At 74.6% G+C, this 25,691-nt stretch carries 23 protein-coding genes and 1 riboswitch; of the genes, 18 read left to right on the top strand and 5 right to left on the bottom strand.

All coding sequences use genetic code 11. The features are described from left to right. The first annotated feature begins 17 nt into the window (after window positions 1-17). Together CLV70_RS00780 and CLV70_RS00775 are read left to right on the top strand one after the other, a co-directional pair. On the top strand, window positions 18-704 hold the full coding sequence (locus CLV70_RS00780) for an MBL fold metallo-hydrolase (RefSeq protein WP_106124361.1): 687 nt from the start codon (window positions 18-20) through the stop codon (window positions 702-704). Between the two features lie 63 nt (window positions 705-767). Further along, window positions 768-1,421: a class I SAM-dependent methyltransferase gene (locus CLV70_RS00775; RefSeq protein ID WP_106124360.1), complete on the top strand. Its 654-nt coding sequence runs from the start codon at window positions 768-770 to the stop codon at window positions 1,419-1,421. Between the two features lie 130 nt (window positions 1,422-1,551). Here the strand turns inward: CLV70_RS00775 and CLV70_RS00770 are convergent, their stop codons facing one another. Beyond that, window positions 1,552-2,268: a nicotinamide mononucleotide transporter family protein gene (locus tag CLV70_RS00770; protein ID WP_106124359.1), complete on the bottom strand. Its 717-nt coding sequence runs from the start codon at window positions 2,266-2,268 to the stop codon at window positions 1,552-1,554. A 68-nt stretch (window positions 2,269-2,336) separates the two neighbouring features. Next, a riboswitch (FMN riboswitch) is annotated at window positions 2,337-2,467 on the bottom strand. Window positions 2,468-2,724: 257 nt separating this feature from the next. On the opposite strand from CLV70_RS00770, the gene CLV70_RS00765 reads away from it, so the two are divergent. The 15 genes from CLV70_RS00765 (at window position 2,725) to CLV70_RS00695 (ending at window position 21,098) form a co-directional block, all read left to right on the top strand. Continuing rightward, complete coding sequence (locus CLV70_RS00765) at window positions 2,725-4,566, top strand: serine/threonine-protein kinase (protein WP_158277670.1); 1,842 nt, start codon at window positions 2,725-2,727, stop codon at window positions 4,564-4,566. 195 nt (window positions 4,567-4,761) lie between these two features. Continuing rightward, window positions 4,762-5,520, top strand: a complete 759-nt coding sequence (locus CLV70_RS00760) for a dihydrodipicolinate synthase family protein (protein WP_106124357.1) — start codon at window positions 4,762-4,764, stop codon at window positions 5,518-5,520. Window positions 5,521-5,835: 315 nt separating this feature from the next. Further along, window positions 5,836-6,459 (top strand): hypothetical protein, encoded by a 624-nt coding sequence (locus CLV70_RS00755; protein ID WP_106124356.1) that lies wholly within the window; start codon window positions 5,836-5,838, stop codon window positions 6,457-6,459. Window positions 6,460-6,765: 306 nt separating this feature from the next. Further along, complete coding sequence (locus CLV70_RS00750) at window positions 6,766-7,152, top strand: hypothetical protein (protein WP_106124355.1); 387 nt, start codon at window positions 6,766-6,768, stop codon at window positions 7,150-7,152. A gap of 204 nt (window positions 7,153-7,356) precedes the next feature. After that, the gene (locus tag CLV70_RS00745; protein WP_106124354.1) at window positions 7,357-7,812 is read left to right on the top strand and encodes an SMI1/KNR4 family protein; all 456 of its coding nucleotides are present in this window, start codon (window positions 7,357-7,359) and stop codon (window positions 7,810-7,812) included. A gap of 324 nt (window positions 7,813-8,136) precedes the next feature. Next, window positions 8,137-9,747, top strand: a complete 1,611-nt coding sequence (locus tag CLV70_RS00740) for an ABC transporter substrate-binding protein (RefSeq protein WP_245907938.1) — start codon at window positions 8,137-8,139, stop codon at window positions 9,745-9,747. Continuing rightward, a complete protein-coding gene (locus CLV70_RS00735; protein WP_106124353.1) occupies window positions 9,747-10,664 on the top strand; it encodes an ABC transporter permease in 918 nt (305 codons plus the stop codon). Before CLV70_RS00740 ends, CLV70_RS00735 begins: the two co-directional genes overlap by 1 nt. Beyond that, window positions 10,664-11,473 (top strand): ABC transporter permease, encoded by an 810-nt coding sequence (locus tag CLV70_RS00730; RefSeq protein ID WP_245907937.1) that lies wholly within the window; start codon window positions 10,664-10,666, stop codon window positions 11,471-11,473. The genes CLV70_RS00735 and CLV70_RS00730 overlap by 1 nt, the downstream gene beginning before the upstream one ends. Further along, window positions 11,470-12,993 (top strand): dipeptide ABC transporter ATP-binding protein, encoded by a 1,524-nt coding sequence (locus CLV70_RS00725; RefSeq protein ID WP_106124351.1) that lies wholly within the window; start codon window positions 11,470-11,472, stop codon window positions 12,991-12,993. Before CLV70_RS00730 ends, CLV70_RS00725 begins: the two co-directional genes overlap by 4 nt. Then, window positions 12,990-14,135: an LLM class flavin-dependent oxidoreductase gene (locus CLV70_RS00720; RefSeq protein ID WP_106124350.1), complete on the top strand. Its 1,146-nt coding sequence runs from the start codon at window positions 12,990-12,992 to the stop codon at window positions 14,133-14,135. The genes CLV70_RS00725 and CLV70_RS00720 overlap by 4 nt, the downstream gene beginning before the upstream one ends. Next, entirely contained in the window at window positions 14,128-15,435 is a 1,308-nt protein-coding gene (locus CLV70_RS00715; RefSeq protein WP_106124349.1) for an NtaA/DmoA family FMN-dependent monooxygenase, read from the top strand. The genes CLV70_RS00720 and CLV70_RS00715 overlap by 8 nt, the downstream gene beginning before the upstream one ends. Then, window positions 15,432-16,463 carry an LLM class flavin-dependent oxidoreductase gene (locus CLV70_RS00710; protein WP_106124348.1) on the top strand — a complete coding sequence of 344 codons (1,032 nt, stop codon included), beginning with the start codon at window positions 15,432-15,434 and terminating at the stop codon, window positions 16,461-16,463. Before CLV70_RS00715 ends, CLV70_RS00710 begins: the two co-directional genes overlap by 4 nt. A 2-nt stretch (window positions 16,464-16,465) precedes the next feature. Next, window positions 16,466-17,590, top strand: coding sequence for an LLM class flavin-dependent oxidoreductase (locus CLV70_RS00705; RefSeq protein ID WP_106124347.1), 1,125 nt, complete (start codon window positions 16,466-16,468; stop codon window positions 17,588-17,590). A 103-nt stretch (window positions 17,591-17,693) separates the two neighbouring features. Then, entirely contained in the window at window positions 17,694-18,803 is a 1,110-nt protein-coding gene (locus tag CLV70_RS00700; RefSeq protein ID WP_106124346.1) for an RNA ligase RtcB family protein, read from the top strand. Window positions 18,804-18,845: 42 nt separating this feature from the next. Next, complete coding sequence (locus CLV70_RS00695; protein ID WP_106124345.1) at window positions 18,846-21,098, top strand: catalase; 2,253 nt, start codon at window positions 18,846-18,848, stop codon at window positions 21,096-21,098. A gap of 3 nt (window positions 21,099-21,101) precedes the next feature. Here CLV70_RS00695 and CLV70_RS00690 read toward each other — a convergent pair whose 3' ends face one another. The 3 genes from CLV70_RS00690 to CLV70_RS00680 all read right to left on the bottom strand — a co-directional run bounded on the left by CLV70_RS00690 (window position 21,102) and on the right by CLV70_RS00680 (window position 23,625). Beyond that, window positions 21,102-22,223: an FAD-dependent monooxygenase gene (locus tag CLV70_RS00690; RefSeq protein ID WP_106124344.1), complete on the bottom strand. Its 1,122-nt coding sequence runs from the start codon at window positions 22,221-22,223 to the stop codon at window positions 21,102-21,104. Window positions 22,224-22,297: 74 nt separating this feature from the next. Beyond that, a complete protein-coding gene (locus CLV70_RS00685; RefSeq protein WP_146163912.1) occupies window positions 22,298-22,546 on the bottom strand; it encodes a hypothetical protein in 249 nt (82 codons plus the stop codon). 185 nt (window positions 22,547-22,731) lie between these two features. After that, the gene (locus CLV70_RS00680; protein ID WP_425440100.1) at window positions 22,732-23,625 is read right to left on the bottom strand and encodes a helix-turn-helix domain-containing protein; all 894 of its coding nucleotides are present in this window, start codon (window positions 23,623-23,625) and stop codon (window positions 22,732-22,734) included. Window positions 23,626-23,992: 367 nt separating this feature from the next. Between CLV70_RS00680 and CLV70_RS00675 the strand changes: the two genes are divergently transcribed. After that, window positions 23,993-24,784: an SAM-dependent methyltransferase gene (locus CLV70_RS00675; RefSeq protein ID WP_106124342.1), complete on the top strand. Its 792-nt coding sequence runs from the start codon at window positions 23,993-23,995 to the stop codon at window positions 24,782-24,784. Here the strand turns inward: CLV70_RS00675 and CLV70_RS00670 are convergent. Then, window positions 24,757-25,659, bottom strand: coding sequence for a universal stress protein (locus CLV70_RS00670; RefSeq protein ID WP_106124341.1), 903 nt, complete (start codon window positions 25,657-25,659; stop codon window positions 24,757-24,759). The genes CLV70_RS00675 and CLV70_RS00670 overlap by 28 nt on opposite strands. Window positions 25,660-25,691: the final 32 nt, after the last annotated feature.

Here is a 25,691-nt window from a genome sequence, read left to right as displayed (position 1 = left end):
TTCGGCATTATCGTGCCATGCGCGAAGTGGTGGACGGGGTCTTCGAGGTCGGCATCGGGTACGTCCACGTGCACCTGGTGGTGACCGACGACGGCGTGGTGCTCGTCGACACCGGGCTGCCCGGCCGCTCCGCGCGCATCGGGCGGGCGCTGCGCGACCTGCGCCGCTCGATCGGCGACGTGACCACGATCCTGCTCACCCACCACCACCCCGACCACACCGGCGGCCTCGCCGAGGTGCGCCGCCGGTCCGGCGCGCGGGTGGTCGCGCACCGCGACGACGTCCCGTACGTGACAGGCGAGGCGCGCGCGGTCGTCCGGCATCCGGTGGTCAGGCTCGCCGGCCTGGTCATGGGCCGCCCCGAGCCCGCCGCCGTGGACGAGGTCGTCACCGCCGACGGCACCTCGCCGCTGCCCGGGTTCACCGCGCTGCACACCCCCGGCCACACCCCGGGACACCTGTCGTACCTGCTGGACCGCGCGGGCGGGGTGCTGTTCGCCGGGGACGCCGCCGCGGGCCGCCGGGGAGGCCGGATCGGCAGTACGCCCGCCATGGTCTCGGCCGACCTCGAGGAACAGCGCCGCAGCGTGACCCGGCTCGCCGGGCTCGACTTCGCGCACGCCGTCTTCGGCCACGGCCCGGCGGTCACCGGGCGCGCGGTCGAGGCGTTCCGGGCGTACGCGTTTGCCGGAACGGCAAGATAGTTTGTCGTCCCGCCCCGGTCCCGCCGATGCTGGGAGCGACCCGGCGATGGAAGGAAACGCGTGATGAGTGGACACCAGCACCAGCTCACCGACGAGGAGGCGGCGGCCATGTTCGAGCCGCCGAGCTGGGACGAGCGCTACTCCGGCGCCGAGAAGATCTGGAGCGGGGACCCGAACCCCCAGCTGGTGGCCGAGGCGGCAAAGCTGGCACCGGGCACCGCCCTCGACGTCGGCTGCGGCGAGGGCGGCGACGTCATCTGGCTGGCCCGCCACGGCTGGACGGTCACCGGCGCCGACTTCTCCGCCAACGGCCTGGCCCGCGCCGCCCGCCACGCCGAGCAGGCCGGGGTCGCCGGCCGCGTCGACTGGTGGCAGGTCGACGCCCGCGCCTTCACCGCCGGCGACCGCTCCTACGACCTGGTCACCAGCCACTTCCTGCACGCCCCGGACGGCGGCATGGTCGACGTCACCCGCCGGCTCACCGAGGCGGTCGCCCCGGGCGGCCACCTGCTGGTCGTGGGCCACGCCCCGTCCGACATGTTCGCCCACCTGACCGCGGCGCACCGCAAAGCGATGTTCCTGGCCGCCGACCTGCTGCCGGCGCTGCCGGACACCTTCGAGGTCCTCGTCGCCGAGCAACGCCCCCGCACCACCGTCCGCGACGGCGTGACCTACGACATCGACGACTCCACCCTCCTGGCCCGCCGCCGCGCCTGAGGTCTCAGCGCGCCCGGACGCCGGCGAGGGCGGCGAGGCTCGGCCGCACCGTCGTCGGCGCCCGCGTCCCGGAGGCCGGCCGGCTCGTCGACCGCCGCGGCGAACTCGCCTGGTCCTGACCGCCGGGTGCTCAGCCGGCCGGCTGGACGGCGGCGGTGCTGAGCCGCGGCGGCGGTGCCGTGCGGGAGATCCGCAGCCACACCACGAAGCCCCAGATCACGAACGCCGCGTAGACGGCGTACAGGATCGCCGAGGGGTAGTAGCGGAAGTGCAGGAGTTCCGGCACGCCGACCAGGTCCACCGCGATCCAGCAGAGCCAGAACTCCACCCAACCCCGGGCCATCGCGTACGTGGCCAGGATCGACCCGACGAAGATCCACGAGTCGGCGAGGTAATACCACCAGGGGACCGGGAAACCGGCGCCCACCGCACGGAAGACGAAGAAGCACAGCACGACCGCGCCCAGCGCCAGCGGCAGCATCAGCGTCCGCTGCCGCCGGGTGGCCCAGTGCGGGGTGACCGCGGCGCCGCCCGGGGCGTGGCGGTTGCGGCGCCAGCGCCACCAGCCGTACACGCTCGTGGCGATGAAGAAGACCTGGCGCGACGCCTGGCCGTAGAGCGGGGTGCCCTGGTCGTTGCCGAGCGCCTGGCCCAGGAAGACGGTGAACAGCAGCACGTTGCCGACGATGCCCACCGGCCACGCCCACGCGTTGCGGCGCAGGCCGAACAGGGCGGAGCCGAGGCCGAAGGCGTTGCCGACGATCTCCCGGTAGTAGATCGCCTGGGATTCGGTGACCTGCCACTTCGCGTCGTAGAACGCGGTCAGCAGGGTGTCGAGCCAGTGCATGCGGGCCCACCTCCGTGTACGACGAAGGTGCACGCCGGGGCGAGACCGCGCACGCGGATGGTGAGCGTCCGCGTGCTGCCTCCCCTCCGGACTTTCACCGTCGGTCCCGGAATTCCACCGGGTCAACCGGCCGCCGGCTGCGGTCGGGTCGCGGACTGTCACCGCCGGTTCGGACTTTCACCGACCCCGGAGCACGCTGAACGATGGTGCTGAATCGGATGCTAGCCAAGTTTCGGGCCCGCGCCCGGCCGAGCGACGAACGCCACACCGCGCCGGCTCCGCACCCCTGCCCAACGAACCGGGAAGCGCGCGGTGACGGCCGGGGCCGGGCCCTCGCGGTTGCTGACAGAACGGGCGGACCGGCCTTGCCGCTCGCCGCATCGACGGCAACCATCGTCGACGCCCCGGGCGGACAGGAGCCGCGGCTCGCACAACACCGGAAGGACCCCGCTGCACGTGTCGCACATCCCCCCAGCGCCCGGCGACGAGGCCGCGACGATCGACCTCAGCGGGCGCTGCGTCGGGAACTCGTACGTCCTGATCTGCCCGGTGGGGCACGGTGCCACCGGCACGGTCTGGCGCGGGTTCGAGCAGACCACCGGCGACCAGGTGGCGGTGAAGCTCCTGCACGAGGGGCTGCTGCGGCAGCCGAAGCTGGTCACCCGCTTCGTGCAGGAGCGGTCGATCCTCAAGATGCTGCGGCACGAGCACATCGTCCGGGTCCGCGACCTGTTCAGCGTGGGCGAATCGCTGGGCCTGGCGATGGACTTCGTCGGCGGCGGGAGCCTGCGCGAGCGGCTGCGTGCCGCGGGAACCCTGGAACCGGCCGAGGCGGCGCGGCTGCTCGGCCAGGTGGCGGCGGCGCTGACCCAGGCGCACTCGCTCCAGATCGTGCACCGCGACGTGAAGCCGGACAACATCCTGCTGCACGTACGCGCGGACCGCACCGATGTGCGGCTGACCGACTTCGGCATCGCCCGGGTCCTGGACGCGCCGGGCGTCACGACCCCGCACGCGGTGATCGGCACCCCGCACTACATGGCGCCCGAGACGATCGGCGGCGGCGACGCCACCCCCGCCGCCGACGTGTACGCCCTGGGCATCGTCCTCTACGAGCTCGTCTGCGGGCGTACGCCGTACACGGGCGAGCCGTTCGCGGTGCTGCGCGGCCACCTCGACGCACCGCCGCCCCGCCCGGACGGCATGCCCGATCCGGTGTGGCGGGTGATCGGGCGGTGCCTCGGCAAGGACCCGGCCGGCCGCCCGTCCGCGGCCGACCTGGAGCTGCTCCTGCGCGCCCTGCGCGACGAGATGGCCGGCGTGCCCGCGCTGCCGCGACCTGCCGTGCCGGGGCCCGGCGCCGGGTCCGTCCTGCCGCCCGGTGCCGGGCCCGCCTCGCGGTCCGATCCCGATGCCTTGTCCGCGCCGCGGTCCGGGGCGGAGGCCGGGCCCGCCTCGCGGTCCGATCCCGATGCCTTGTCCGCGCCGCGGTCCGGGGCGGAGGCCGGGTCCGTGCCGCGGTCCGGGGCGGAGGCCGTGTCGGTGGTGCCGGCGTCCGCCGCGCGGGCGCGGAGGAGACCGCCGAACCGGCCGCGCACCTGGGTGTGGGGACGCCGGGCCGCGCTGGCCGTCCTGGTGGCGGGGGCGCTCGCCGGCTCGGGGATCAGCGGCTTCCGCGCCTGGCAGGAGAGCGGCAACCGGACGGCCGGCCGGGAGGCGGCGCCGCCCGGGACGGCCCCCGCGGCCCCGGACCGGTCCCCGCTCCCGCCGGCGAACGCGGCCACCGGTTCGGCACCCCCGAAGGCGGCCCCCGCCGGCACCCCGAGCCTCGCCGCCGGCGGCCCCGGACGGCGTGACGGGGCTCAGCCGCGTACGGAAGTCTCCGCGGGGATTGATCTGGCGGCCGGCGGCGGAAAGGCCGAAGCCCAGGCCGAGGCGGGGTTCGGACCCTACAGGTGCGGCGAGGAGTACGAATGGGACGTCGGCCACCCGGTGCTCGCCCAGCCATGCCACTCCCTCGGGGCGAAGGTGCGCGTCCTGGGCCGGATGGAGGCGTCACCCGGGGTGCAGGCCGACATCTCCCTGACCGTGCGCGACGCCCGGACCGACGAGGTGGTCGCGGGGCCGCACACCTGCCGGGCCGTGATGTTCACGGACTTCACGCTCGAGCACACGTGCGGACCGGTCGACCTGGCGGTGCCGACAGGTGGTCGCTACGTGGTGGTGGAGACGTGGGAGTACACCGGGCGGCCCCTGATCCCGGCCGGCACGGCCCGGGGCCAGGAGTTCACCTGGTGAGCGCGGCGGGTGCACCGGTTCACCCCGTGAGCGTGTGCTCCGGTCTACCTGGTGAGCGCGTGGTCCGGTTCATCTCCTGAGCGCGTGGTCCGGTTCACCTGGTGAGCGCGTGGTCCGGCTCACCCTGTGAGCGCGTGGTCCGGTTCACCTGGTGGGCGCGGGCGGGCCGGGGCGAAACGGGCATAGTCTGGCGGCATGACGGACGCGCTGTGGCACGGGCCGGCGGTCGCGCTGGTCAACCTGTTCGACCCGGACGGGGGCGTGGACGCCGCGGCGACGGCGGAACACGCCGCCCGGGTGGTCGCGGCCGGCATCCGCGCGGTCCTGGTGAACGGCAGCACCGGCGAGGCGTCCACCCTGACCGACGACGAGCGCGTCACCCTGGTCGCCGCGGTGCGCGAGGCCTGCCCCGGCGTGCCGGTCCTCGCCGGAACATCCGGTGAATGGCACGGACAGGCGGCGGCCCGGACCCGGGCGGCGGTGCGGGCCGGCGCGGACGCCCTGCTCGTGGCCCCGCCCCGCCTCGGCGGCGACCTGGGCGACTACTACACGGCGGTGGCCGCGGCGGCGGGCGGGCAGCCGGTGCTGGCCTACCACTACCCGGCGGTCGCGGGCGGCCCGGTGCCGGTCGGCGCGCTGGCCACGCTGCCGGTGACCGGGATCAAGGACTCGAGCGGCGACGCCGCCCGGCTGGGCCACGAACTCGAGGCCGGCTGCGACGTCTACGTGGGCGCCTCCGCGCTCCTCGGGTACGCCGGCTGGCTCGGCGCGACGGGAGCGATCGTGGCGGCGGCGAACCTGGTGCCCGAGGACTGCCTGGCCGCCTGGGAGCGGGACGTGGCCGCCCAGCGCCGGGTCATGCGCGCCGAACGGGAGGCGAAGGCCGGCCCGGGCGGCCTCAAGGCGGCGATCGCCGCCCGCTACGGCACCTCCCCCCGCCGCCGCGCGGGCTGAGCCCCGGGTCGCCGGGCCGGTTGCCCGCCGATCGGCCGGGCCCCCGTGCGGGCTGAGGTTCGCCCCGCGTTGCCGAGGCCGGTTGCCCGCCGATCGGCCCGGCCCCCGTGCGGGCTGAGGTTCGCCCCGGGTCGCCGAGGCCGGTTGCCCGCCGATCGGCCCGGCCGCCGCGCCGGTGGAGGGTTTGTCCGGCCGGGCATGAGGAATGTCCGGCCGCGCACCGTCACCGCTTTCCGGCGGAGCGCCCGCCCTCGCGCTCCTAAGATCCACATTGGGCGCCGGGCTTCCGGACGCGGTGGCGGATCGGGAGGACTCATGGACGAGACGACGGCGGTTTCCCCGGGGAATCCCTGCCCTTTCCTGCGCGCCCTCGTGGCGCAGGGCCACCTCGCCGGCGATGTCCAGCCCGTCTCGGCCGTCGACACCACGATCCGCCGGGTCGCCGCGGCGGGTGACGGCTCGCCCTCGCTCCCGGGAGCGGCGATCCGCCTCATCGCCACGGTGTCCAACGGGCTGGGGCCGGGGCGGCTGCTGCGCACCCGGCGGCACGGCGTCCGTCTCGACGAGCTGCGCGGCGGCCCGCTCGACAAGAAGGGGGCCGGCTCCGGCATCCTCGATCAGCGGGCGAACCTCGTCGCGGCGGAGCTCGACCGGCTGGACGGCTTCGCCGGCGAGAAGCGCCTGCCGGACGGCACGACGGAGCGCGGCCTCGACGCCGACGACCTGAACCGCTACATGGACGCCAACTTCGCACGTGCGGCCGGGCGCCGCCGCGGGATCGACCGCAAGCTCATGAACGGCGAATGGCCGGTCCTCCTGAAGGTCCTCGGCCGCGACGGCGCGGACGGTCGCTACCTTCCGGTCGCGGACGTACGGCGGCTGTTCGCGGAGCAGGCCCTCCCGCAGCGGATCCTCGATCGCCTCGCCGCGGTCTCCTGACCGAGCGGCCACAGCGGCGACGTCGAACTGCGCCCTCCGCCGCGCCGGCCGTCGTCGCCGGGCTCTCGGGGTGCGCCCGTGAGCGGCGCCGGCTGTCGTCGCGGCGCCGCCGGGCTCTCGGGGTGCGCCCGTGGCGGCGCCGGCCGGCCCGGTGCGCCGGTCGGTGGCGCGGCCCGGGCCCGCGCTGATCGCTGGGCCGCGGTCGCCGGGTGACTGCTCACCGGCTGACGGGGACCCGGGGCGGGTTGTCCACAGCCGGCGCCGAGGGGCGGGCCGATCACGGCGTGCCGGTGCTAGCTTGCTGGGGTGTCCGAGGACGACCGCGACCGCCTGCTGACCGAGTATGAGGCGGTTCGCGCGGACATCGCCAGGCGTGCCGTCGCCCGGGACGCGGCGACCAGCGAGGCGTTGCGGGCCCAGCAGGCCGCCCACCGCGAGGAGAAGGCCGCCTGGGACCGGCTGACCGGGCTGCGGGAGGCGCGCCGCGACGAGCCGGGCGACCTCTCCCTCGTGGCGCGGGCCGACCAGGCGGAGGCGGCGTACGAGGACGCCCGGAACGTCGCCGAGGAGGTGAACCGCACGGCCGCCGCGATCGCCCGCCGCGCGTTGGAGGAGTCCGAGGAGGACGGCCGGCGGCTCTTCGAACTCGGCATGCGCGTGCGCGCGGCCCGGGGCGCCCCACCCCGCCGGTGAGCGGCCCCGCGTGCGCTGGCGGCGGTCCCTCGCCGCGGCGGTGACCGGCCCAGCGTGCGGTGCCGGCGGTCCCTCGCCGCGCCGGTGAGCGGCTCCGCGTGCGCTGCCGGCCGTTCCTCGCCGCGCCGGGGAGCGGCCTGGGTGGTCGGCTCGCTCCCGGGCCGGCGCCGGGGGCCGGTGTCTCGGCATCGATAGGATGCCATCATGCTGGCTGTGTTCTGGCGGGACATCGTCCTCGCGGTGCTGCCCTCCGCCACCCTCTCCGACGGCGCGGCGCCGGGGGCGGTCGCGGCGGCGCAGGAGCGGCTCGGCCAGCTCTTCCCGGAGGACCTCGCGTCGTTGCTGGCGGAGACCGACGGCGTGCGGGGGGCGTGGGGGCTGGACGCGGTCTGGCCGGTGGAGCGGATCGTGCGCGACAACGTCGAGTTCCGCACCTTCCCGGATTTCAAGGATCTGTACGCGCCCTTCGACGACCTGCTGTTCTTCGGCGACAACGGGGGCGGGGACCACTTCGGATTCGTGCCCGGCGACCCCTCGCGCGGCGTCGTCGTCTGGGATCACGAGACGGACGAGCGGCGCACCGTGGCCGACGGCCTGGCGGACTACCTGACCCGCGTCCTGCCCTCGGGCGGCGACGAGTGGTATCACCCGAGCGCCTGAACCCGGCCCCCCGCCGCCCGCGCGTCGAGCGAGGCAGCGTAGGCGCGACCGGGCATCGGTCTGACCGGTCCGAGGAGTCCGCGCCGCAGGGGAGCATCCAAGGGACGGGACGAGCGTCACCTATCCCTTGAGAAATTCCTAGTTTGGCTATAGGAAATAGGTATGGCCGCACCGGTGCTTCTCACCCGGCGACTCAGCATCGATCTGTGTCGCAGTGCCGGCATGTGCTGTCGCCGCTGACAGGACGCCGACCCGATCCCACGCCGTAACGCCCGGCCCCGCCGGGTGCGCCGCCGCATGCCCGGACCGCGACTGGAGACCTCCGTGCGCAGATTCGCCGCAGCCCTGTTCCTCACCGTCACCCTCACGCTCGGCGCCTGCTCCGGCGGCGGAGGCGGCGCCCCGGCCGCCGACGCCGGGCAGCCGGTCAGCGGCGGCTCCCTGATCTGGGGTGTCGAGACCGAGCCGATCACCTTCAACCCGCACCAGTACGCGCAGGCCAAGGCCCGGCTGCTGGTCGGCAACACCTTCGAGGGCCTGCTCACCCACGACGCCGAGGGCGGCTACACGCCCCGGCTCGCCACCGGATACGAGGTGTCCGCCGATGGGAAGTCGTACACGTTCCACCTGCGTGGCGGGGTCGTCTTCAGCGACGGCACCGGCTTCGACGCGGCCGCCGTCAAGGCCAACGCGGACCAGCTCCGGGCGCCCGGTTACGCCCCCGCCGTCGCCGCCGTGCAGCTCCGCAACCTGAGCGGCGTCGAGACCCCGGACCCCGCCACCGTCGTCTACCGGCTGACCCGGCCCGACGTGCTGCTGCTCGACTTCCTCGCGTCGCCGCAGGGCGCGATCGTGTCGCCGAAGTCGCTGCGGGAGGCGCCCGACCTCAAGGCCGGCGGGCCCGCGCTGGCCGGCACCGGGCCGTTCGTGCTCGACCGCTACAGCGCCGGGCAGGAGGTGCATTTCACCCGCAATCCCCGCTACTGGGGCGAGCGGCCGGCGTACCTCGAGCAGGTCACGTACCGGTTCCTGAAGGAGTCGTCGGTGCGGGTCGGCGCGCTCACCTCGGGACAGGTCCAGGTGATCGAGGGGGTGCCGGCCACCGACCAGGCGCTGATCACCGCCGACCCGCGGCTGCGCTTCACCCGGGCGCTGAACTCGGGTTCCGCGTACGCGTACTACCTGAACGTCTCCCACGCGCCGTTCGACGACGTCCGGGTCCGTAAGGCGTTCCGGGACGCGGTCGACGTGGACACCGTGCTGAACGCCGTCTACCGCGGCACCGCCACCCGGGCGTGGAGCGTGCTGAGCCCGTCCGGCCCGTTCTACGACAAGAGCATCGAGGGCGGCTACGGCAACGATCCGGTGGGCGCCAACCGGCTGCTCGACGAGGCCGGCTGGTCCACGCGCGACGCCGAGGGCTTCCGGACCAGGGACGGCAAGCGGCTCACCGTACGCTTGGTGCAGTCGGCCCCCTTCGTCCGCGACCGCCGCGACGTGCTGGCCCAGACCGTGCAGGCGGCGGTGAAGCGGAGCGCCGGCATCGACCTTCAGGTGTCCCTGGTGGACCAGGGCACCGCCACCAAGGCCCTCGAGGACGGCGCGTACGAGGTCTTCGACAACTCCCGGGCCGACACCGACGCGGGCGCGGCCCTCAACCTGCTGCTGCACTCGCAGGGGGCGATCAACCGGACCGGCCACCGCGACCGCTCCCTGGACCGGCTGCTCGACCAGGGCCAGGCCACCGGCGACGCGGCCCGGCGCTCGGCGGCGTACCGGCAGGTCCAGCGCAAGGTCGTCGCCGACGACGCCCTGGTGCTGCCGCTGTACGCCCCCGCGGACCAGCTCGCCGCGAGCCGTTCGGTCGGCGGGCTGGGTTTCGAGCCGACCGCGGGCGTGCCGGACCGGGCGTACGGCGTCTGGGTGGCCCGGTGATGCTGCGACCGGTGCTGCGGCGGGTGGCGACCGGCCTGGTGGTGCTCTGGGCCGCCGCGACGGCCGCGTACCTGGCCCTGCTCGCCGCGCCCGGGGACACGGTGGACAGCATCGTCGGCGACGGCGCGGATACCCCGCAGATCCGCGCGCAGATCATCGACGAGTGGGGCCTCGACCGCCCGGCCCTGGTGCAGTACCTCGACTACCTGGCCCGGGCCGCCCGGGGCGATCTCGGCCGGTCGTACCTGCTGCACCGGCCGGTGAGCGCGATCGTCGGCGAGCAGGTGGGCCCGACGCTGCGGCTGGCGGTGCTGGCCGCCGCGCTCGGCATCGCGCTCGCCCTGGTCCTGGCCGTCACCACCCGTCGGCCGTGGGCCCGGCGGGTCAGCTCGGCGGCCGAGCTGGTGCTGGTCTCCACGCCGCCGTTCCTCATCGGCATCGTGCTGCTCAGCGTGTTCTCGTTCCGGCTCGGACTGTTCCCGGTCTCCGGCGACCGCGGGTTCGCCGCCCTGGTGCTGCCCGCGGTGACCCTCGCCCTGCCGGTGGCCGGGGTGCTCACCCAGGTGCTGCGCGACGGGCTCGACCGCGCGCTCGACGAGCCGTTCGCGGTCACCGCCCGGGCGCGGGGCCTGCGGGAGGGCGCGGTGCTGGTCCGGCACGCCCTGCGGCACGCGCTGCTGCCGGCGGTGACCCTGGTCGGCTGGCTCTTCGGCATCCTGCTCGGCGGCGCGGTGATCGTCGAGCAGGTGTTCGGGCGGCCCGGCCTGGGCCAGGTCACCCTTGCGGCGGTCACCGCGAAGGACCTGCCGGTCGTGCTCGCCGTCGTGGTGCTGTCCGCGCTGGTGTACGTGGTGCTCAACACCGCCGCGGATCTCGCGTACCTGATCGTCGATCCCCGGCTGCGAGGGAGCAGATGATGCGTCTCCCCGGACCGGGTGTCGCCGCATCGGCGGCGTTCCTGGCCGTCGCCGTGCTGGCGGCGGCCCGGCCCTCGTGGCTGGCGGCCGACCCGCTCGCCGCCGACCCGCTGCACGTGCTGGAGGCACCCGGTGCCGCGCACTGGTTCGGCACCGACCAGCTCGGCCGCGACGTCTTCGACCGGGTCGTGCACGGCGCGCGGCACTCCCTGGCGATCGGTCTGGCCGCGACCCTGATCGCGGTCACCGCCGGCGTCACGCTGGGCGTCCTGGCGGGCCTGGCGCACCGGTACGCCGACGAGGCGCTCACCCGCGGCTTCGACGCGCTGTCCGCCTTCCCGCTGCTGCTGCTCGCCCTGTTGTTCATCACGATCGCCGGGCCAGGCACCGCCGGGCTGGTCGGGGCTATCGGCATCGCGACCCTGCCGCACTACGCCCGGGTGGTCCGCGCGCAGACCTTCGTGGTGCGCCGCGCCGGATACGTCACCGGCGCGGTGGCGTACGGCGGCACCCGCCTGCGCCTGGTCGCGCGGCACGTCCTGCCGAACGTCCTGGGCCCGGTCCCGGTGCTCGCCATGATCGGCCTGGGGGAGGCCGTCCTCGCCGCCGCCGGGCTCAGCTTCCTCGGCATGGGACCGCAGCCGCCGTCGCCGGAGTGGGGCGCGATGCTCGCCGACGGCCGCAACTACCTGCGCATCGCCTGGTGGGCGTCGATCCTGCCGGGCGTGGTCGTCACCCTGACCGTGGTCTCGCTGACCGTGGTCGGCCGGCATCTCCAGCACCGTTTCGAGGGGCGGGACCCGCGATGAGCACCCTGATCCGGGTCGAGGACCTGCACGTCGCGTTCGCCGCCGGCCGGGACCGTGTCGAGGCCGTCCGCGGCGTCGGGTTCACCGTGGCGGCCGGCGAGTGTGTCGCCATCGTGGGGGAGTCCGGGTCCGGCAAGAGCGTCACCGCCCGTACCCTGGTCGGCCTCGCCGGGCCGGGGGCCGAGGTGCGGGCCGCGACGTTCGAGGTGAACGGCCGGGACGCCCGCCGGTACGCAGACCGCGACTGGCGGCGGCTGCGCGGCGGCTTCGCGGGCCTGGTGCTGCAGGACGCGCTGGTCTCCCTCGACCCGCTGCGGACCGTCGGCGCCGAGATCGGCGAGGCGCTGCTGGCGCACCGGCGCGCGGACACCCCGGAGCGGCTGCTCGCCGAGGTGCACGTCCCCGAGCCCGGGCGGCGGGCGAGGCAGTACCCGCACCAGCTCTCCGGCGGGCTGCGGCAGCGGGCGCTGATCGCCTCGGCCATCGCGGCCAGGCCGCCGCTGCTGATCGCCGACGAGCCCACCACCGCGCTCGACGTGACGGTGCAGGCGCAGATCCTCGCGCTGCTCGCCGAGCGCCGGGCGGCGGGGGAGGCGCTGCTGCTGATCAGCCACGACCTGGCGGTGGTCTCCCGGCTCGCCGACCGGGTGCTGGTGATGAAGGACGGCGTCATCGTCGAGTCCGGGCCCGCCCGCGAGCTGCTCGCCGCGGCGCGGCACCCGTACACGAGGAAGCTCGTGGCCGCCGCGTCCCTGGACCGCCGGGCGGGCCCGCCGGTCCGCGACGAGGTCGTGCTCAGCGCCGCCGGCCTGCGCAAGGACTACGGCCGCCACACCGCCGTCGGCGACGTGAGTTTCGACGTGCGCCGGGGCGAGGTGCTCGGCGTCGTGGGGGAGTCCGGCTCCGGCAAGAGCACCGTCGCGCACCTGATCCTCGGGCTGACCACGCCCACGGCCGGGCGGGTCACGCTCGAGGGGGAGCCGTGGTCGGGCGTGCCGGAACGCCGGCGCCGGCCGCGGCGCCGGCGGCTGCAGCTCATCTCGCAGGACCCGCTGTCCTCGTTCGACCCCCGCTGGACCGTGCGGCGCATCGTCGGGGAGGCCCTGCCCCGGGGCGACTCGCCGCTCCCGCTGCTCGAACGGGTGGGCCTCGGCGCGGCGGTGCTCGACCGCTATCCGCGCCAGCTCTCCGGCGGGCAGCGGCAGCGGGTGGCGATCGCCCGCGCGCTGGCGCCCCGGCCCGCCCTGATCGTCTGCGACGAGCCGGTCTCCGCCCTCGACGTCTCGGTCCAGGCCCAGATCCTCGACCTGCTCGCCGACATCCGTACGACGGACGGCACGGCCCTGCTGTTCATCTCGCACGACCTCGGCGTCGTGCACCACCTCGCCGACCGGCTGCTCGTGATGCGCGACGGCCGCGTGGTGGAACAGGGGCCGGTGGACGAGGTGTACGCCCGTCCCCGGCACGAGTACACCCGCGAGCTGCTCGCCGCGGTGCCCACCTTGGAGGTTTCGCCGTGACCCGACCCGCACCGCATCTGGCCGTCGCGCTGGACGGCCTGGGCTGGCATCCCGCCGCCTGGCGGACGTCGCCGGTCGACGCCGCCGCCGTGTTCACGCCCGGGTACTGGACCGGCCTGGTCGCGGAGGCCGAGGCCGGCCTGCTCGACCTGGTCACGTTCGAGGACACGTTCGGTCCGCCCACCGCCGCGCCCGGCGAGATCAACGGCCGGCTCGACGCCGTGCTGGTGGCGTCCCGGGTCGCGCCGTCGACCCGGCACATCGGCCTGGTGCCGGTGGCCACCACCACCCACACCGAACCGTTCCACCTGTCCACGGCGCTGGCCACGCTGGACTATCTGAGCGGCGGCCGGGCCGGCTGGCAGGCCCGGGTGTCGGCCCGGCCGGAGGAGGCGGCGCTGCTGGGCCGCCGCCCGGCGCCGGATCTCGGGGCCGGCCTGCGGGACCTGTTCGACGAGGCCGCCGACGCGGTCGAGGTGGTCCGGCGGCTCTGGGACAGCTGGGCGGACGACGCGGTCATCAAGGACGCCGCCACCGGCCGGTTCATCGACCGCGACCGGCTGCACTACATCGACTTCGCCGGGAGGTGGTTCTCGGTGAAGGGCCCGTCGATCGTGCCGCGCCCGCCGCAGGGCCAGCCCGTCGTCGCGGCCCTCGCACACTCCGCGGTGCCGTACGCGTTCGCCGCCGGCAGCGCCGACGTGGTGTTCGTGACCCCGACGGACGCCGCCGCGGCCGGGGAGCTGGCCGCCCGCCTGCGCACGGCGAACCCGGCCCTGAAGGTCTTCGCCGACCTCGTGGTCTTCCTCGACGAGCACGGCCGCGACGCCGTCGCCCGGCGGGCCCGCCTCGACGAGCTGTACGGCGCACCCTGGAGATCCGACGCGCTGATCTTCGCCGGCTCTCCGGAGGAGCTGGCCGGCCTCCTCGCCGCCTGGCACGCCGCCGGGATCGACGGCTTCCGGCTGCGGCCGGGCGCGCTGCCGTACGACCTGGAGGCGATCACCCGCCTGCTCGTCCCCGTCCTGCGGGACCGTGGCGTCTTCCGCACCGGGCCGCCGTCCGGCACCCTGCGCGAGCGGCTCGGCCTGCCGCCCGCGGTCAACCGGTACGAGGCCGCCGAAGGAGCCCGCGTTGCCTAGGCAGATCATCCTCGCCGCCCACTTCCCGGGCGTGAACAACACCACCGTGTGGAGCGATCCGGCGGCCGGCAGCCAGATCGAGTTCAGCTCCTTCGCGCACCTCGCCCGCACCGCCGAGCGCGGCAGGTTCGACTTCTTCTTCCTGGCCGAGGGGCTGCGGCTGCGCGAACAGCGGGGTCTGATCCACGACCTGGACGTGGTGGGCCGCCCCGACACCCTGACCGTGCTGGCCGGCCTGGCCGCCGTGACCACCCACCTCGGCCTGGCCGGGACGCTGAACGCGACGTTCCACGAGCCGTACGAGCTGGCCCGGCAGCTGGCCACGCTGGATCACCTGTCCGGCGGCCGCGCGGCCTGGAACGTCGTCACCTCCTCGGGGCCGTTCTTCGGGGAGAACTTCCGCCGCGGCGGCTTCCTCGATCACGCCGACCGCTACCGCCGCGCCGGGGAGTTCATCGACACGGCCCGGGAGCTGTGGGACTCGTGGGGGCCGCTGCACCCCGACCGCGACACCGGCTACTTCGCCGACACCGGATCGTTCGCGCACACCGGCCCGCAGTTCACCGTCTCCGGGCGCTTCGGGGTCCCGCGCAGCCCGCAGGGCCACCCGGTGATCCTGCAGGCCGGCGACTCCGAGGGCGGCCGGGAGCTGGCCGCGGCGAAGGCCGACGCGATCTTCTCCCGCCACCACGAGATCGAGGACGCGCGGGCGTTCTACCGCGACGTCAAGGCCCGGTTGCCGCGCCACGGCCGTACCCCGGACAGCCTCAAGATCATTCCGGGGGTGTCGTTCGTGCTCGGCGCCACCGAGGCCGACGCGCAGGAGCGGGCGCACCACATCCGCCGCCAGCAGGTCAGCCCGCAGACCGCCATCCTGCTGCTGGAACAGGTCTGGAACCGGGACCTGTCCGGCTACGACGCCGAGGGGCCGCTGCCCGAGATGGAGCCGGCCGGCGACGAGGAGAGCATCATCCAGGGCCGCGCCGGGCAGTTCCCGGACCGCTTCGCCACCGCCCGGGAGTGGCGCGCCCGCGCGGGGCAGAAGAACCTCAGCATCCGCGAGCTGATCATCGAGGTCACCGGGCGGCAATCGTTCGTCGGTACGCCCGCCCGGGTCGCCGCCGAGCTCAACGAGTACGTCCAGACCGACGCCTGCGACGGCTTCATCCTGGTCCCGCACCTGACCCCCGGCGGGCTGGACGAGTTCGTCGACACCGTGGTGCCGCTGTTGCAGGAACGCGGCGTCCTGCGGAGCGAGTACACCACCTCGACGCTGCGCGGACACCTGGGGCTGGCATGAAATTCCTCCTGATCACCCTGATCACCCACGTCGACCCGGCGCGCAGCACCCGGCAGCGCTTCCGCGAGGTGGTGGAGAACGCCGTGCTCGCCGAGGAGCTGGGCTTCGACGGGTACGGCGTCGGCGAGCGCCACGAGCGCCCGTTCATCTCGTCGTCGCCGCCGGTGGTGCTCAGCCACATCGCGGCCCGTACGTCGCGGATCCGGCTGTTCACCGCGGTCACCACGCTCAGCCTGCTCGACCCGGTGCGGGCGTACGAGGACTACGCCACCCTGGACCACCTCTCCGACGGGCGCCTCGAACTGATCATCGGCAAGGGCAACGGCGCCGCGCAGGCCCAGCTCTTCCACGTCACCGCCGCCGACCAGTGGGACCGCAACCGGGAGAGCTACGAGCTGTTCCGGCGGCTCTGGCGCGAACCGAAGGTGACCTGGTCGGGGCGCTTCCGGCCGCCGCTGACCGGCGCGGAGACCTGGCCGCGGCCGTTCCAGCAGCCGATCCGGGTCTGGCACGGCAGCGCCACCAGCCGCGAATCCGTCGAGCTGGCCGCGCTGCACGGCGATCCGCTGTTCTCGGCGAACGTCACCAACCCGATCGAGCCGTACGCCGAACTGGTCCGCCACTACCGCGAACGCTGGGCGCAGCACGGCCACGACCCCGCGGACGCGCTGGTGGGCGCGGGTTCGGCCGGCTTCTACGCGGCCCGTACGTCGCAGGAGGCGATCGCCACGTACCGGCCGATCTTCGAGGCGCGGCTGGCGCTGGGCCGGCGGATGGGCCTGGATCCGGTGTTCCCGACCCTGGAGGACGCCATCGCCCGCAGCTCCCTGCTGGTCGGCAGCCCGCGGCAGATCGTCGACAAGGTGCACCGCTACCACGCCGAGCTCGGCCACGAGGTCATGCACCTGCACGCCGACGCGGACGGGCTCACCGACAAGCAGCACCGGGCCGCCCTCGAGCTGTTCCAGAGCGAGATCGCCCCGGTGCTGCGCCGCGACATCCCCAGCCGCCCGCTGGGTGAGGAGTGATCATGGGAGTACCGCTGTCCGTCCTCGACCTGGCCCCGATCCTGGCCGGCGGCACCGCCGGGGACGCCCTGCGCCGCACCCTCGACCTGGCCCGGCGCGCGGAGCAGTTCGGGTACGCCCGCTACTGGGTGGCCGAGCACCATTTCACCCCCGGGGTGGCCAGCTCGCAGCCGGCGCTGCTGCTCGGCCAGATCGCGGCGGTGACCGACCGCATCCGCCTGGGCTCCGGTGCGGTGCAGACCGGCCACCAGACCCCGCTGTCCATCGTGGAGCAGTTCGGGCTGCTCGACGCCCTCTACCCGGGCCGCTTCGACCTGGGCCTGGGCCGCTCCGGCCAGCGCCGCACGGAAGCCGCCGCCGAGCTGGCCGGCCCGGCCGAACCGGCCGGCGAGCGGGTGGTCGACGGGCTGCTGATCCCGAAGCCGTTCTCGTTCGCGCCGCTGCTGGTCTCGGCGCGCGCCGCCCTCTTCGGCCGGCTGCTGCAGCAGCCGGGTGCGCAGGCGCCGGACCTCACCGGCGTGCTGGACCAGATCACGGCGCTGCTGGCGGGGCCGGTCACCGACGGGCACGGCAACGAGGCCCGGGCCGTGCCGGGCGAGGGCGCCGACCTGGAGCTGTGGATCCTCGGCAGCAGCGGCGGGGAGAGCGCGCGGGTGGCCGGGCGGCGCGGGCTGCCGTTCGCCGCGAACTACCACGTCGCCCCGGCGAAGGTGCTCGAGGCGGTGGAGGCGTACCGGGACGCGTTCCGGCCGTCGGCGGTGCTGTCCGGGCCGCGGGTGATGGTGTCGGCCGACGTCGTGGTCGCCGCCGACGACGCGACCGCCCGGGAGCTGGCCTCCCCGTACGGCCTGTGGGTGCACAGCGTGCGCACCGGGGAGGGCGCCATCCCGTACCCGTCGCCGCGCGACGCCGCCGCGCACGAGTGGACGGAGGCGGAGCGCGACCTGGTGGCGGACCGGGTGGCGACCCAGTTCGTCGGGTCGCCGCGGACCGTGGCCGGGCAGCTGCGGGCCCTGCAACGCGCGACGGGGGCCGACGAACTGCTCGTCACCACGGTCACGTTCGACCACGCCGACCGGGTGCGCTCCTACGAACTGCTCGCGAAGGAGTGGCTGACCGCGCCGTAAATCCGTTGCCGCACGCCGGTCACCCGGCCAGAGTGTGGTCATGACGTTCTGACGGACACCACCCGCGCAGCCATCGTCCGTACCCTTCTCCGGGAGAACGTTCTTGTCCACCGTGACCGTTTTCGCGTCGCCGTCCAGCTGGATCGAGTCCGACGCCGTCGCGCAGTGCCACCGGGTCGCCGCCCTCGACGGGATGACGCACGTCGCCGGGATGCCCGACCTGCATCCCGGCAAGGGCGCCCCGATCGGCGCCGCCATGACCTCGGCCGTGCTCTACCCGTTCCTCGTCGGGTCCGACATCGGGTGCGGCATCGCCGTGTTCCCGATCCGGATCAAGCGGCCGGTGCCGGAGCGGCTCGCCGCCCGCTTCCCCGACCTGGACCGGCCCGTCGAGGCCGGAGACCTTCCCGGGTACGGGTGGGACGGCGAGATCCCGGCCGGCCACACCGAGGGGCTCGGCACGGTCGGCCGCGGCAACCACTTCGTCGAGCTCGCCCGGGTCGGCGAGGTGCTCGACGCCGGCCACGCGCGGCGCCTCGGGCTCGCCGGCGGGGACCTGCTGCTCATCGTGCACAGCGGCTCCCGCGGCCTGGGGGAGCGGATCCTGCGGGCGCACACCGAGGTACACGGCGCCGGCCCCGCGCCCGCCCCGGAGGCCTACCTCGCCCGGCACGACGAGGCGGTGCGGTGGGGTTCGCTGAACCGGCGGCTGATGGCGGCGCGGGTCGCGGACGCCCTCGGCGCCGCGCCGGCCGAGCCGATCGTCGACGAGTGCCACAACCTCGTCGAGGTCCGCGAGGGCGCCTACCTGCACCGCAAGGGCGCGGCGCGCGGTGACGGCCGGGACGTGCTGGTCGCCGGCACCCGCGGCACCCCGTCGTACCTGGTGGCGGCCCACGCGGGCGCCGACGCCGGGTATTCGGTCGCGCACGGCGCCGGCCGCAAGATGTCCCGCGCCGACGCCCTGCGGCGCGGCAGGGCGAAACACACGGTCGAGGAGCTGCGGCGTACGCCGGTCGGCTCGGTCGTGGTCTGCGGCGACCGGCAGCTGCTCTTCGAGGAGGCGCCGACCGCGTACAAGCGGATCGAGCAGGTGATCGGCGACCTGGCGGGGTTCGGGCTGGCCACCCCGGTGGTCACGACCGTTCCCCTGGTCACGTACAAGACGGTGGCGCGCGGGCCGAAGTCGTTTACCCCGCGGCGGACCGGGTAGCCCCTGAGCGCTGGACGAACCCGCTCACGGAGGACACGTCACATGGATTCGAGCAAGCCGGTCAAAGCGGTCAAGGACGCCGTCGGGGCCGCCGCGGCGAAGGTGGCGGAGGCCCTGACGTCCGAGATCCCCGGCAAGCCGGGCAGCGCTCCCGCCACCGTCGAGGAGCCGACCACCCCGCACGAGCCGTTGCCTCCGAAGAAGGAACAGGGCACGCCCGACGCCCGTACGCCCACCGGCGCCGGGACCGGCGTCCCCGCGGCCCTCAAGGCACAGCAGGGCGCCTATCTCACCACCTCGCAGGGCGCCAGGCTGCGCGACACGGACCACTCGCTGAAGGCCGGGCCGCGCGGGCCCATCCTGATGCAGGACCACCACTTCCGCGAGAAGATCACCCACTTCGACCACGAGCGCATCCCCGAGCGGGTCGTGCACGCGCGCGGCACCGGGGCGCACGGCGTCTTCACCGGGTACGGCACGGCGGAGGGGGTGACCCGCGCGGGCTTCCTGGCCAAGGGCAAGGAGACGCCGGTCTTCGTCCGCTTCTCCACGGTGCTGGGCTCGCGCGGCTCCGCCGACACCGTCCGCGACACCCGGGGCTTCGCGACCAAGTTCTACACCGACGAGGGCACCTTCGACCTGGTCGCCAACAACATCCCGGTCTTCTTCATCCAGGACGCCATCAAGTTCCCGGACATCATCCACGCCGGCAAGCCGCACCCGGACCGGGAGATCCCGCAGGCGCAGAGCGCGCACGACACGTTCTGGGACTTCGTGTCGCTGCACACCGAGGCGCAGCACCACACCATCTGGAACATGTCCGACCGGGGCATCCCGCGCTCGTACCGGACGATGGAGGGTTTCGGGGTGCACACGTTCCGGCTGGTCAACGCGGCCGGGGAGACCTCGCTGGTGAAGTTCCACTGGAAGCCGAAGCTGGGCGTGCACTCGCTGGACTGGGAGGAGGCCCAGATCGCCGCGGGCGTCGACCCCGACTTCCACCGCCGCGACCTCTACGACGCCATCGAGGCCGGCGCGTTCCCGGAGTGGGAACTCGGCATCCAGGTCTTCCCGGACACCCCGGAGGAGACGTTCGCCGGCATCGACCTGCTCGACCCGACGAAGATCGTGCCCGAGGAACTCGCCCCGGTGCAGCGGATCGGCAAGCTGGTGCTGAACCGTACGCCGACCAACTTCTTCGCCGAGACCGAGCAGGTGGCGTTCCACCTCGGGCACCTGCCGCCGGGCATCGACGTCACCAACGACCCGCTGCTGCAGGGGCGGCTCTTCTCGTACGTCGACACCCAGCTCACCCGGCTCGGCGGGCCCAACTACCCGCAGATCCCGATCAACCGTCCGCACGCACCGGTCAACGACATGCTCCGCGACGGCTTCCACCAGCACGCCGTGCACGCGGGGGTGGCGCCGTACAGGCCGAACTCGCTGGACGGCGGCAACCCGTTCACCACCGAGGAGAACGCGTTCGCGGACCTGCCGGTGGTGGTGGCCGAGGCGCCGAAGGTCCGCGCGAACCCCGTCTCGTTCGACGACCACTACAGCCAGGTGCGGCTGTTCTGGCTGAGCATGTCGCCGGTGGAGCGGGAGCACATCATCCGGGCGTACACGTTCGAGCTCGGCAAGTGCTACGAGCAGGCGATCAAGGAGCGCCAGCTGCGCTGCCTCGCCAACGTCGACCCGGTGCTGTGCGCGGAGGTCGCGAAGGGCCTGGGCCTGCCCGCGCCCGAGCCTGCCGTCCCGCTCGCCGAGGCGCAGCCCAGCCCGGCGCTGTCGCAGGTCGGCGGCGCGTGGCCGCCGGACGGGCGGCTGATCGGCATCGTCGTCGACCCGGCGGCCGGGCTCGGGGACGTGGCCGAGGTACGCCGCGCGGTGTTCGCCGCCGGGATGGTGCCGCTGCTGATCGCCCCGCACGGCGGCGAGGTGGACGGCACGCCGGTGCAGCGCACGTTCGCCACCGCCCGCTCGGTCGAGTTCGACGCGATCCTGCTGGCCGGCGCACCGGTCCCGGCGCCGGACGCGCTGCCCGCCCGCGACGCCAAGGCCGGGGCCGCCGGTCCGGCCACGGTGGACCCGCGGGTGCTGCTGCTGGTCGAGGAGGCGTGGCGGCACGCCAAGGCGATCGGGGCGTGGGGTGCCGGCGAGACGGTGCTCCGGGAGGCCGGCGTGGCCGGCACCCCCGGGGTCGTCACCGCCGGGTCCGGGGCGGACGCCCTGGCCGCGGTGCAGGAGCTCCTCGCCGCGCACCGGGTCTGGGAGCGGTTCCCCGCCACGGTCTGACGGTCACTTGTGCGGCCACGACCGCAGCGGTCCGTACGCGGCCCGGTAGCCGGCCGGCCCGGCCACCGGAGCGGTGAACCGGCGCAGCCACTGCGGCGCCGCCGCGTTGCGGGAGAACCGGTCGGTCTGGGTCTGCACGTGGGTCACCCGGACCCGTCGCGCCTGCTCGAAGCGTGCGGCGGCGTCCGGGGCGGCCACGCCGGCGGCGAGCAGGCCGGCCAGCACCTCGGCGTCCTCCAGGGCCAGCGCGGCGCCCTGCGCCCACACCGGTGCGGTGGCGTGCGCGGCGTCGCCGATCAGCACGGCCCGGCCCTGCGACCAGCGCGGGATGCGGATCTCCTCGACGGGGGAGTGGTACAGCCGTTCCGGGTCGGCGAGCGCGGCCTTGACGGTCTGGCGCACCGGCTCGGGGAAGCCGGAGAAGGTCTCCTCCAGCCAGGCGAGGTCCGGTTCGGCGGGACCGCCGCGGGTGGCCGCCGCGAACGCGTACACCTCGTCGCCGGAGACCGGGATCAGCAGGTAGTTGCCGAACTTGCCGCCCCAGGCCGCCCAGTGGTCGATGCCGGGGTTCGGCGCCATGAAGCGGTAGCTGGCCGCCGCGAGCAGGGCGACGCGCACGCCCTCCTCGCCGAACGCGGCGCGGCGCACCGTCGAGCGGACCCCGTCCGCGCCGACGATCAGGCCGCCCCGGGCGGTCGAGCCGTCGGAGAGCTCCACCTCGACGCCCGCCTCGTCCTGGTGGACCGCGGTCACGCCGACGCCCCAGTGCAGGCTCTGGGCGGGAAGCCCGGCCTGGAGCATGGCGTAGAGGTCGGCGCGCCGGGCGCAGCGCGGTTGTGCCTCCCGCCCCCAGAATGCGGTCTCGTCGACGCCGAACAGCAGGCCGCCCTGCTCGGTGCGGTACTCGCGGCGGGTCACCGGGTACGCCGTGGCCGCGATCTCGTCGCCGAGACCGGTCCGGCGCAGGGCGGTGATCGCGTTGCCCGGCAGGTTGACGGCCAGCCCGGCGTCGGCGGCCTCCGCGCGGCGTTCGTAGATCGCGTACGGGATGTGCTCGCGGTGCAGCGCGCGGGCGAGGGCCAGACCGGCGATGCCGGCGCCGATGATCAGGACAGGCTGGTTCATGCCGCCGATGGTGGTGGCTGCGGCGGGTACGCGCCAGGGTCCGGCGTACAGGAAAACGTGCCCTTTTCTGTCCGTTACGGACGGGCGTTACGCGGCAGTGACGCGAGGTTGCGGCCCCGGACGAGCGCCTGCCGCCGGCCGATCTCCCGGCCGTCGGCGGTGACCTCGACCCCGTCCACCTCGTACCAGCTGTCGTTGTCGTACTGCACGGGCCGGTTCCAGTCGACCCGCTCGACCCGCATCCGCAGCGGGCCCGCCCCGAAACGGTAGTCCGACTCCGGGAAGAGACTCACCGGACCGGCCGGGCCGCGATTCCTGTCCATCCGCCACTCCTCAGGTTGGCCGGCCCGCCCCGGGGCCGTCCGCGGGTCCACGCTCCGCACGTGCCCCAGCATGGCCATATGCCAGAGCCGATGCAAGAACTCCTGCACGTGCATATGCACATCGGAGTGAAGTCGGCAGGTTCGGATGTCTGAAGTGCACCGTTCGGTGGATACCGCCCAGCTGATCAGGTTTCGGAATCGTCGAGGTCGTCGAGGACCCGTCGCAGGATCGCGGGGGTGCGGTCCGGCGGCTCGGCCTCCAGGCAGGCGCGTTCCATGGTCTCGGCGTACAGGTCCACGTCGCTCGGCTTGTCGAGGTAGAGCGCGCTGGTCAGCTGCTCGACGTACACCACGTCGGACAGTTCGCTCTCGGCGAAGCGCAGGATCGCGAACGGCAGGCCGGCGGCGGCGTGCGTGGTGGCATGGAACGGCACGATCTGGATGTGTACGTGCGGCAGCTCCGCGGCCTCGATCAGGGCCTCGAGCTGGCCCCGCATGACCGCCGGCCCCCCGAGGCGCCGGCGCAGCACGGCCTCGTCCAGCACGGCCCACACCTGCGGCGGGTCGGGGCGCCGCAACACCCGCTGGCGGTTGCGGCGCAGCGCGATGCGCCGGTCGATCTCCGCGGGCGGGGCGTCGGCGTGCCCGTGCGCGATGACCGCGCGGGCGTAGTCGTGGGTCTGCAACAGCCCGGGGACGAAGTGCACCTCGTACGCCCGGATCAGCGACGCCGCCTCCTCGAGGCCCAGATAGGACAGGAACCACGGCGGCGCGACATCGGCGTACTCCTGCCACCAGCCCGGCGCGCTCGCCTGCCGGGCGAGGTCCAGCAGCTCGCCGCGCTCCGCCTCCGGTACGCCGTAGAAGGTGAGCAGGTCGGCGACGTCCCGCTCCTTGAACGGCACCCGGCCCAGTTCCATCCGGCTGATCTTCGACTCCGACGCGCGGATCTCCCAGCCGGCCGCCTCGCGGGTGATCTGCCGCAGCTTGCGCAGCCGCCGCAGCCGGGTGCCGAGCCGGATGCGCAGCGCGGCCGGACCTCCGCCGGTGCCCTCGCGCGCCGCGATCAACCCGCTCACCCCGATCAGCCCTCGGTCCGCTCGGGAGTCTCCATTGCCGCATGCACGTGCATCCAAACGTGCACCTTCATCGCACGATGCGCAGTCACCTGCACGATCATAGAGCCGAACCGCGGTTGGTCCAGCCACAGTCACCCGGTCGTCAGTCCGGGAGCCCCGCCGCGCACTGTCCCACCGCCGACGCCGGCCCCTCGGCGAACCCGATCGACAGCAGGAAACCGAGGTCGTCGGCCACCAGATCCACGGCAGCTCCCGGCTCGGCCGGTCGCTCCGCCCCGTCCGGCTCCTGTTCACGCGCATAGGCGAACCGGCGGCGTCCGGTGAGGACATACAATGCCCGCTACTGTCGCCGGACCGGGGAGAAGAGATGGCGGAACCGCTGGACACCGGACGGCCGCACCCCGCCCGCGTGTACGACTACCTGCTCGGCGGCAAGGACAACTTCGCCGCGGACCGGGCGGCCGCCGCCGAGGGGCTCAAGGTGAACCCGAACGCGGCCACCGCGCCGCTGCAGAACCGGGCGTTCCTGCGGCGTGCCGTGCGGTTCCTGGCCGCGGAGGCGGGCGTCCGGCAGTTCCTGGACATCGGTACGGGCCTGCCGACCTCGCCGAACGTGCACGAGGTGGCCCAGGGCGTGCGGCCCGGCGCGCGGGTCGTCTACGTGGACAACGACCCGATCGTGCTCACCCACGCCCGCGCGCTGCTCACCAGCACGCCGGAGGGGCGCACCGCGTACGTCGACGGCAACCTGTACGACGTCGACGGGATCCTCGGCTCGCCGGAGCTCACCGGGACGCTCGACCTGCGGGAGCCGGTGGCGGTGCTGCTGCTCGCGATCCTGCACTTCCTCGACGACGACGCCGACCCGTACGCGATCGTCGCCCGGCTGATGGACGCCCTGCCCGCCGGCAGCTACCTGGTGCTGTCGCACATCACGGCCGACCACGACCCGGAGTCGTGGGCGCGGTTCGCCGAGATCATGCGCCGCCAGGGCATCACCACGCGGCTGCGGGACAGGCCGGAGGTGGCGCGCTTCTTCACCGGGCTGGAGCTCGTGGAGCCGGGCGTGGTGCCGATCCTGCGGTGGCGCCCCGACGCCGACGAGCCCCTGACCGACGCGCAGGTGGCCCTCTACGGCGGGGTGGCCCGCAAGCCCTGAGCGTCCCGCCGCGCGGGGACGACCAGCGTGGGGCAGCCGGCGTGGAAGATCAGGTGCCGGCTGACCGGCCCGGCGAGCCGGGACCGGTCGTGGTCGCCGATCACCACCAGTTGCGCGGTCTGCGACAGCTCGCTGAGCAGCGGCCCGGCGTGCCCGCGGACGACCCGGCGGCGCACCGGCACGTCCGGGTAGCGGTCGCCGGTGCCCGCCATCGCCTCGGCCATCACCCGCTGCTCCTGCGCCTCGCCCGACCAGAACTCGTACGTCATCGGCAGGCCGCTGTTCAGCTCCGTCCAGTCGCTGCCGCTCCACGCGTGCAGCGCGATCAGCGTCGTGCCGCGCAGCGACGCCTCCCGCAGCGCGGCATCGAGAACGGCAGCCGACGCCGGGGAACCGTCCACGCCGGCCACGACCGGGCCGGTGGGGCGGGGCTCGCCGCGGACCACGAGCACCGGGCAGGCCGCGTGCGCCACCACGTGCCCGGCCACCGAGCCGAGCAGCATGCCGCCCAGCCCGTGCGCGCCCACCACCAGCAGACTCGCGTGCCTGCTCTGCTCCTCGAGCACCGCCGTGGGACGCCCGGTGACCAGCGCGGTCTCCGTCACCACGCCCGGCACCGCGTCGGCGGCGTACTTCACGGCGTCGTACAGGCACTGCGCGGCCCGCTCCCGCGCGGCGGCCGGGGAGACCTCGGTGAGCCCCGGCGGCAGCGCCACCGGCAGGGCCGGCCAGGTCAGTGCGTGCACGATCCGCAGCGGCAGGTGCCGGCGTACGGCCTCGGCCGCGGCGGTGACGACGGCGTCCCGGCCGCGGGCCGACCCGTCGGTGCCGACCACCACGGCCGGGCGGGACGAGGGACGTGCGGTGGCGGTCATGGCGGCCTCCCTGACGGTGGCAAGGATCCGGG

It is taken from the genome of Pseudosporangium ferrugineum (assembly GCF_003002065.1).
Classification (GTDB): domain Bacteria; phylum Actinomycetota; class Actinomycetes; order Mycobacteriales; family Micromonosporaceae; genus Actinoplanes; species Actinoplanes ferrugineus_A.
This window is presented reverse-complemented; position numbering and strand designations above follow the sequence as displayed.

Excerpts from the sequence above, each read along its gene's own strand:
- CLV70_RS00780 (WP_106124361.1), top strand. The coding sequence starts at position 18 with ATGCGCGAAGTGGTGGACGGGGTCTTCGAGGTCGGCATCGGGTACGTC.
- CLV70_RS00775 (WP_106124360.1), top strand. The coding sequence starts at position 768 with ATGAGTGGACACCAGCACCAGCTCACCGACGAGGAGGCGGCGGCCATG.
- CLV70_RS00770 (WP_106124359.1), bottom strand. The coding sequence starts at position 2,268 with ATGCACTGGCTCGACACCCTGCTGACCGCGTTCTACGACGCGAAGTGG.
- CLV70_RS00760 (WP_106124357.1), top strand. The coding sequence starts at position 4,762 with ATGACGGACGCGCTGTGGCACGGGCCGGCGGTCGCGCTGGTCAACCTG.
- CLV70_RS00755 (WP_106124356.1), top strand. The coding sequence starts at position 5,836 with ATGGACGAGACGACGGCGGTTTCCCCGGGGAATCCCTGCCCTTTCCTG.
- CLV70_RS00745 (WP_106124354.1), top strand. The coding sequence starts at position 7,357 with ATGCTGGCTGTGTTCTGGCGGGACATCGTCCTCGCGGTGCTGCCCTCC.
- CLV70_RS00735 (WP_106124353.1), top strand. The coding sequence starts at position 9,747 with ATGCTGCGACCGGTGCTGCGGCGGGTGGCGACCGGCCTGGTGGTGCTC.
- CLV70_RS00730 (WP_245907937.1), top strand. The coding sequence starts at position 10,664 with ATGCGTCTCCCCGGACCGGGTGTCGCCGCATCGGCGGCGTTCCTGGCC.
- CLV70_RS00725 (WP_106124351.1), top strand. The coding sequence starts at position 11,470 with ATGAGCACCCTGATCCGGGTCGAGGACCTGCACGTCGCGTTCGCCGCC.
- CLV70_RS00710 (WP_106124348.1), top strand. The coding sequence starts at position 15,432 with ATGAAATTCCTCCTGATCACCCTGATCACCCACGTCGACCCGGCGCGC.
- CLV70_RS00705 (WP_106124347.1), top strand. The coding sequence starts at position 16,466 with ATGGGAGTACCGCTGTCCGTCCTCGACCTGGCCCCGATCCTGGCCGGC.
- CLV70_RS00695 (WP_106124345.1), top strand. The coding sequence starts at position 18,846 with ATGGATTCGAGCAAGCCGGTCAAAGCGGTCAAGGACGCCGTCGGGGCC.
- CLV70_RS00690 (WP_106124344.1), bottom strand. The coding sequence starts at position 22,223 with ATGAACCAGCCTGTCCTGATCATCGGCGCCGGCATCGCCGGTCTGGCC.
- CLV70_RS00685 (WP_146163912.1), bottom strand. The coding sequence starts at position 22,546 with ATGGACAGGAATCGCGGCCCGGCCGGTCCGGTGAGTCTCTTCCCGGAG.
- CLV70_RS00675 (WP_106124342.1), top strand. The coding sequence starts at position 23,993 with ATGGCGGAACCGCTGGACACCGGACGGCCGCACCCCGCCCGCGTGTAC.
- CLV70_RS00670 (WP_106124341.1), bottom strand. The coding sequence starts at position 25,659 with ATGACCGCCACCGCACGTCCCTCGTCCCGCCCGGCCGTGGTGGTCGGC.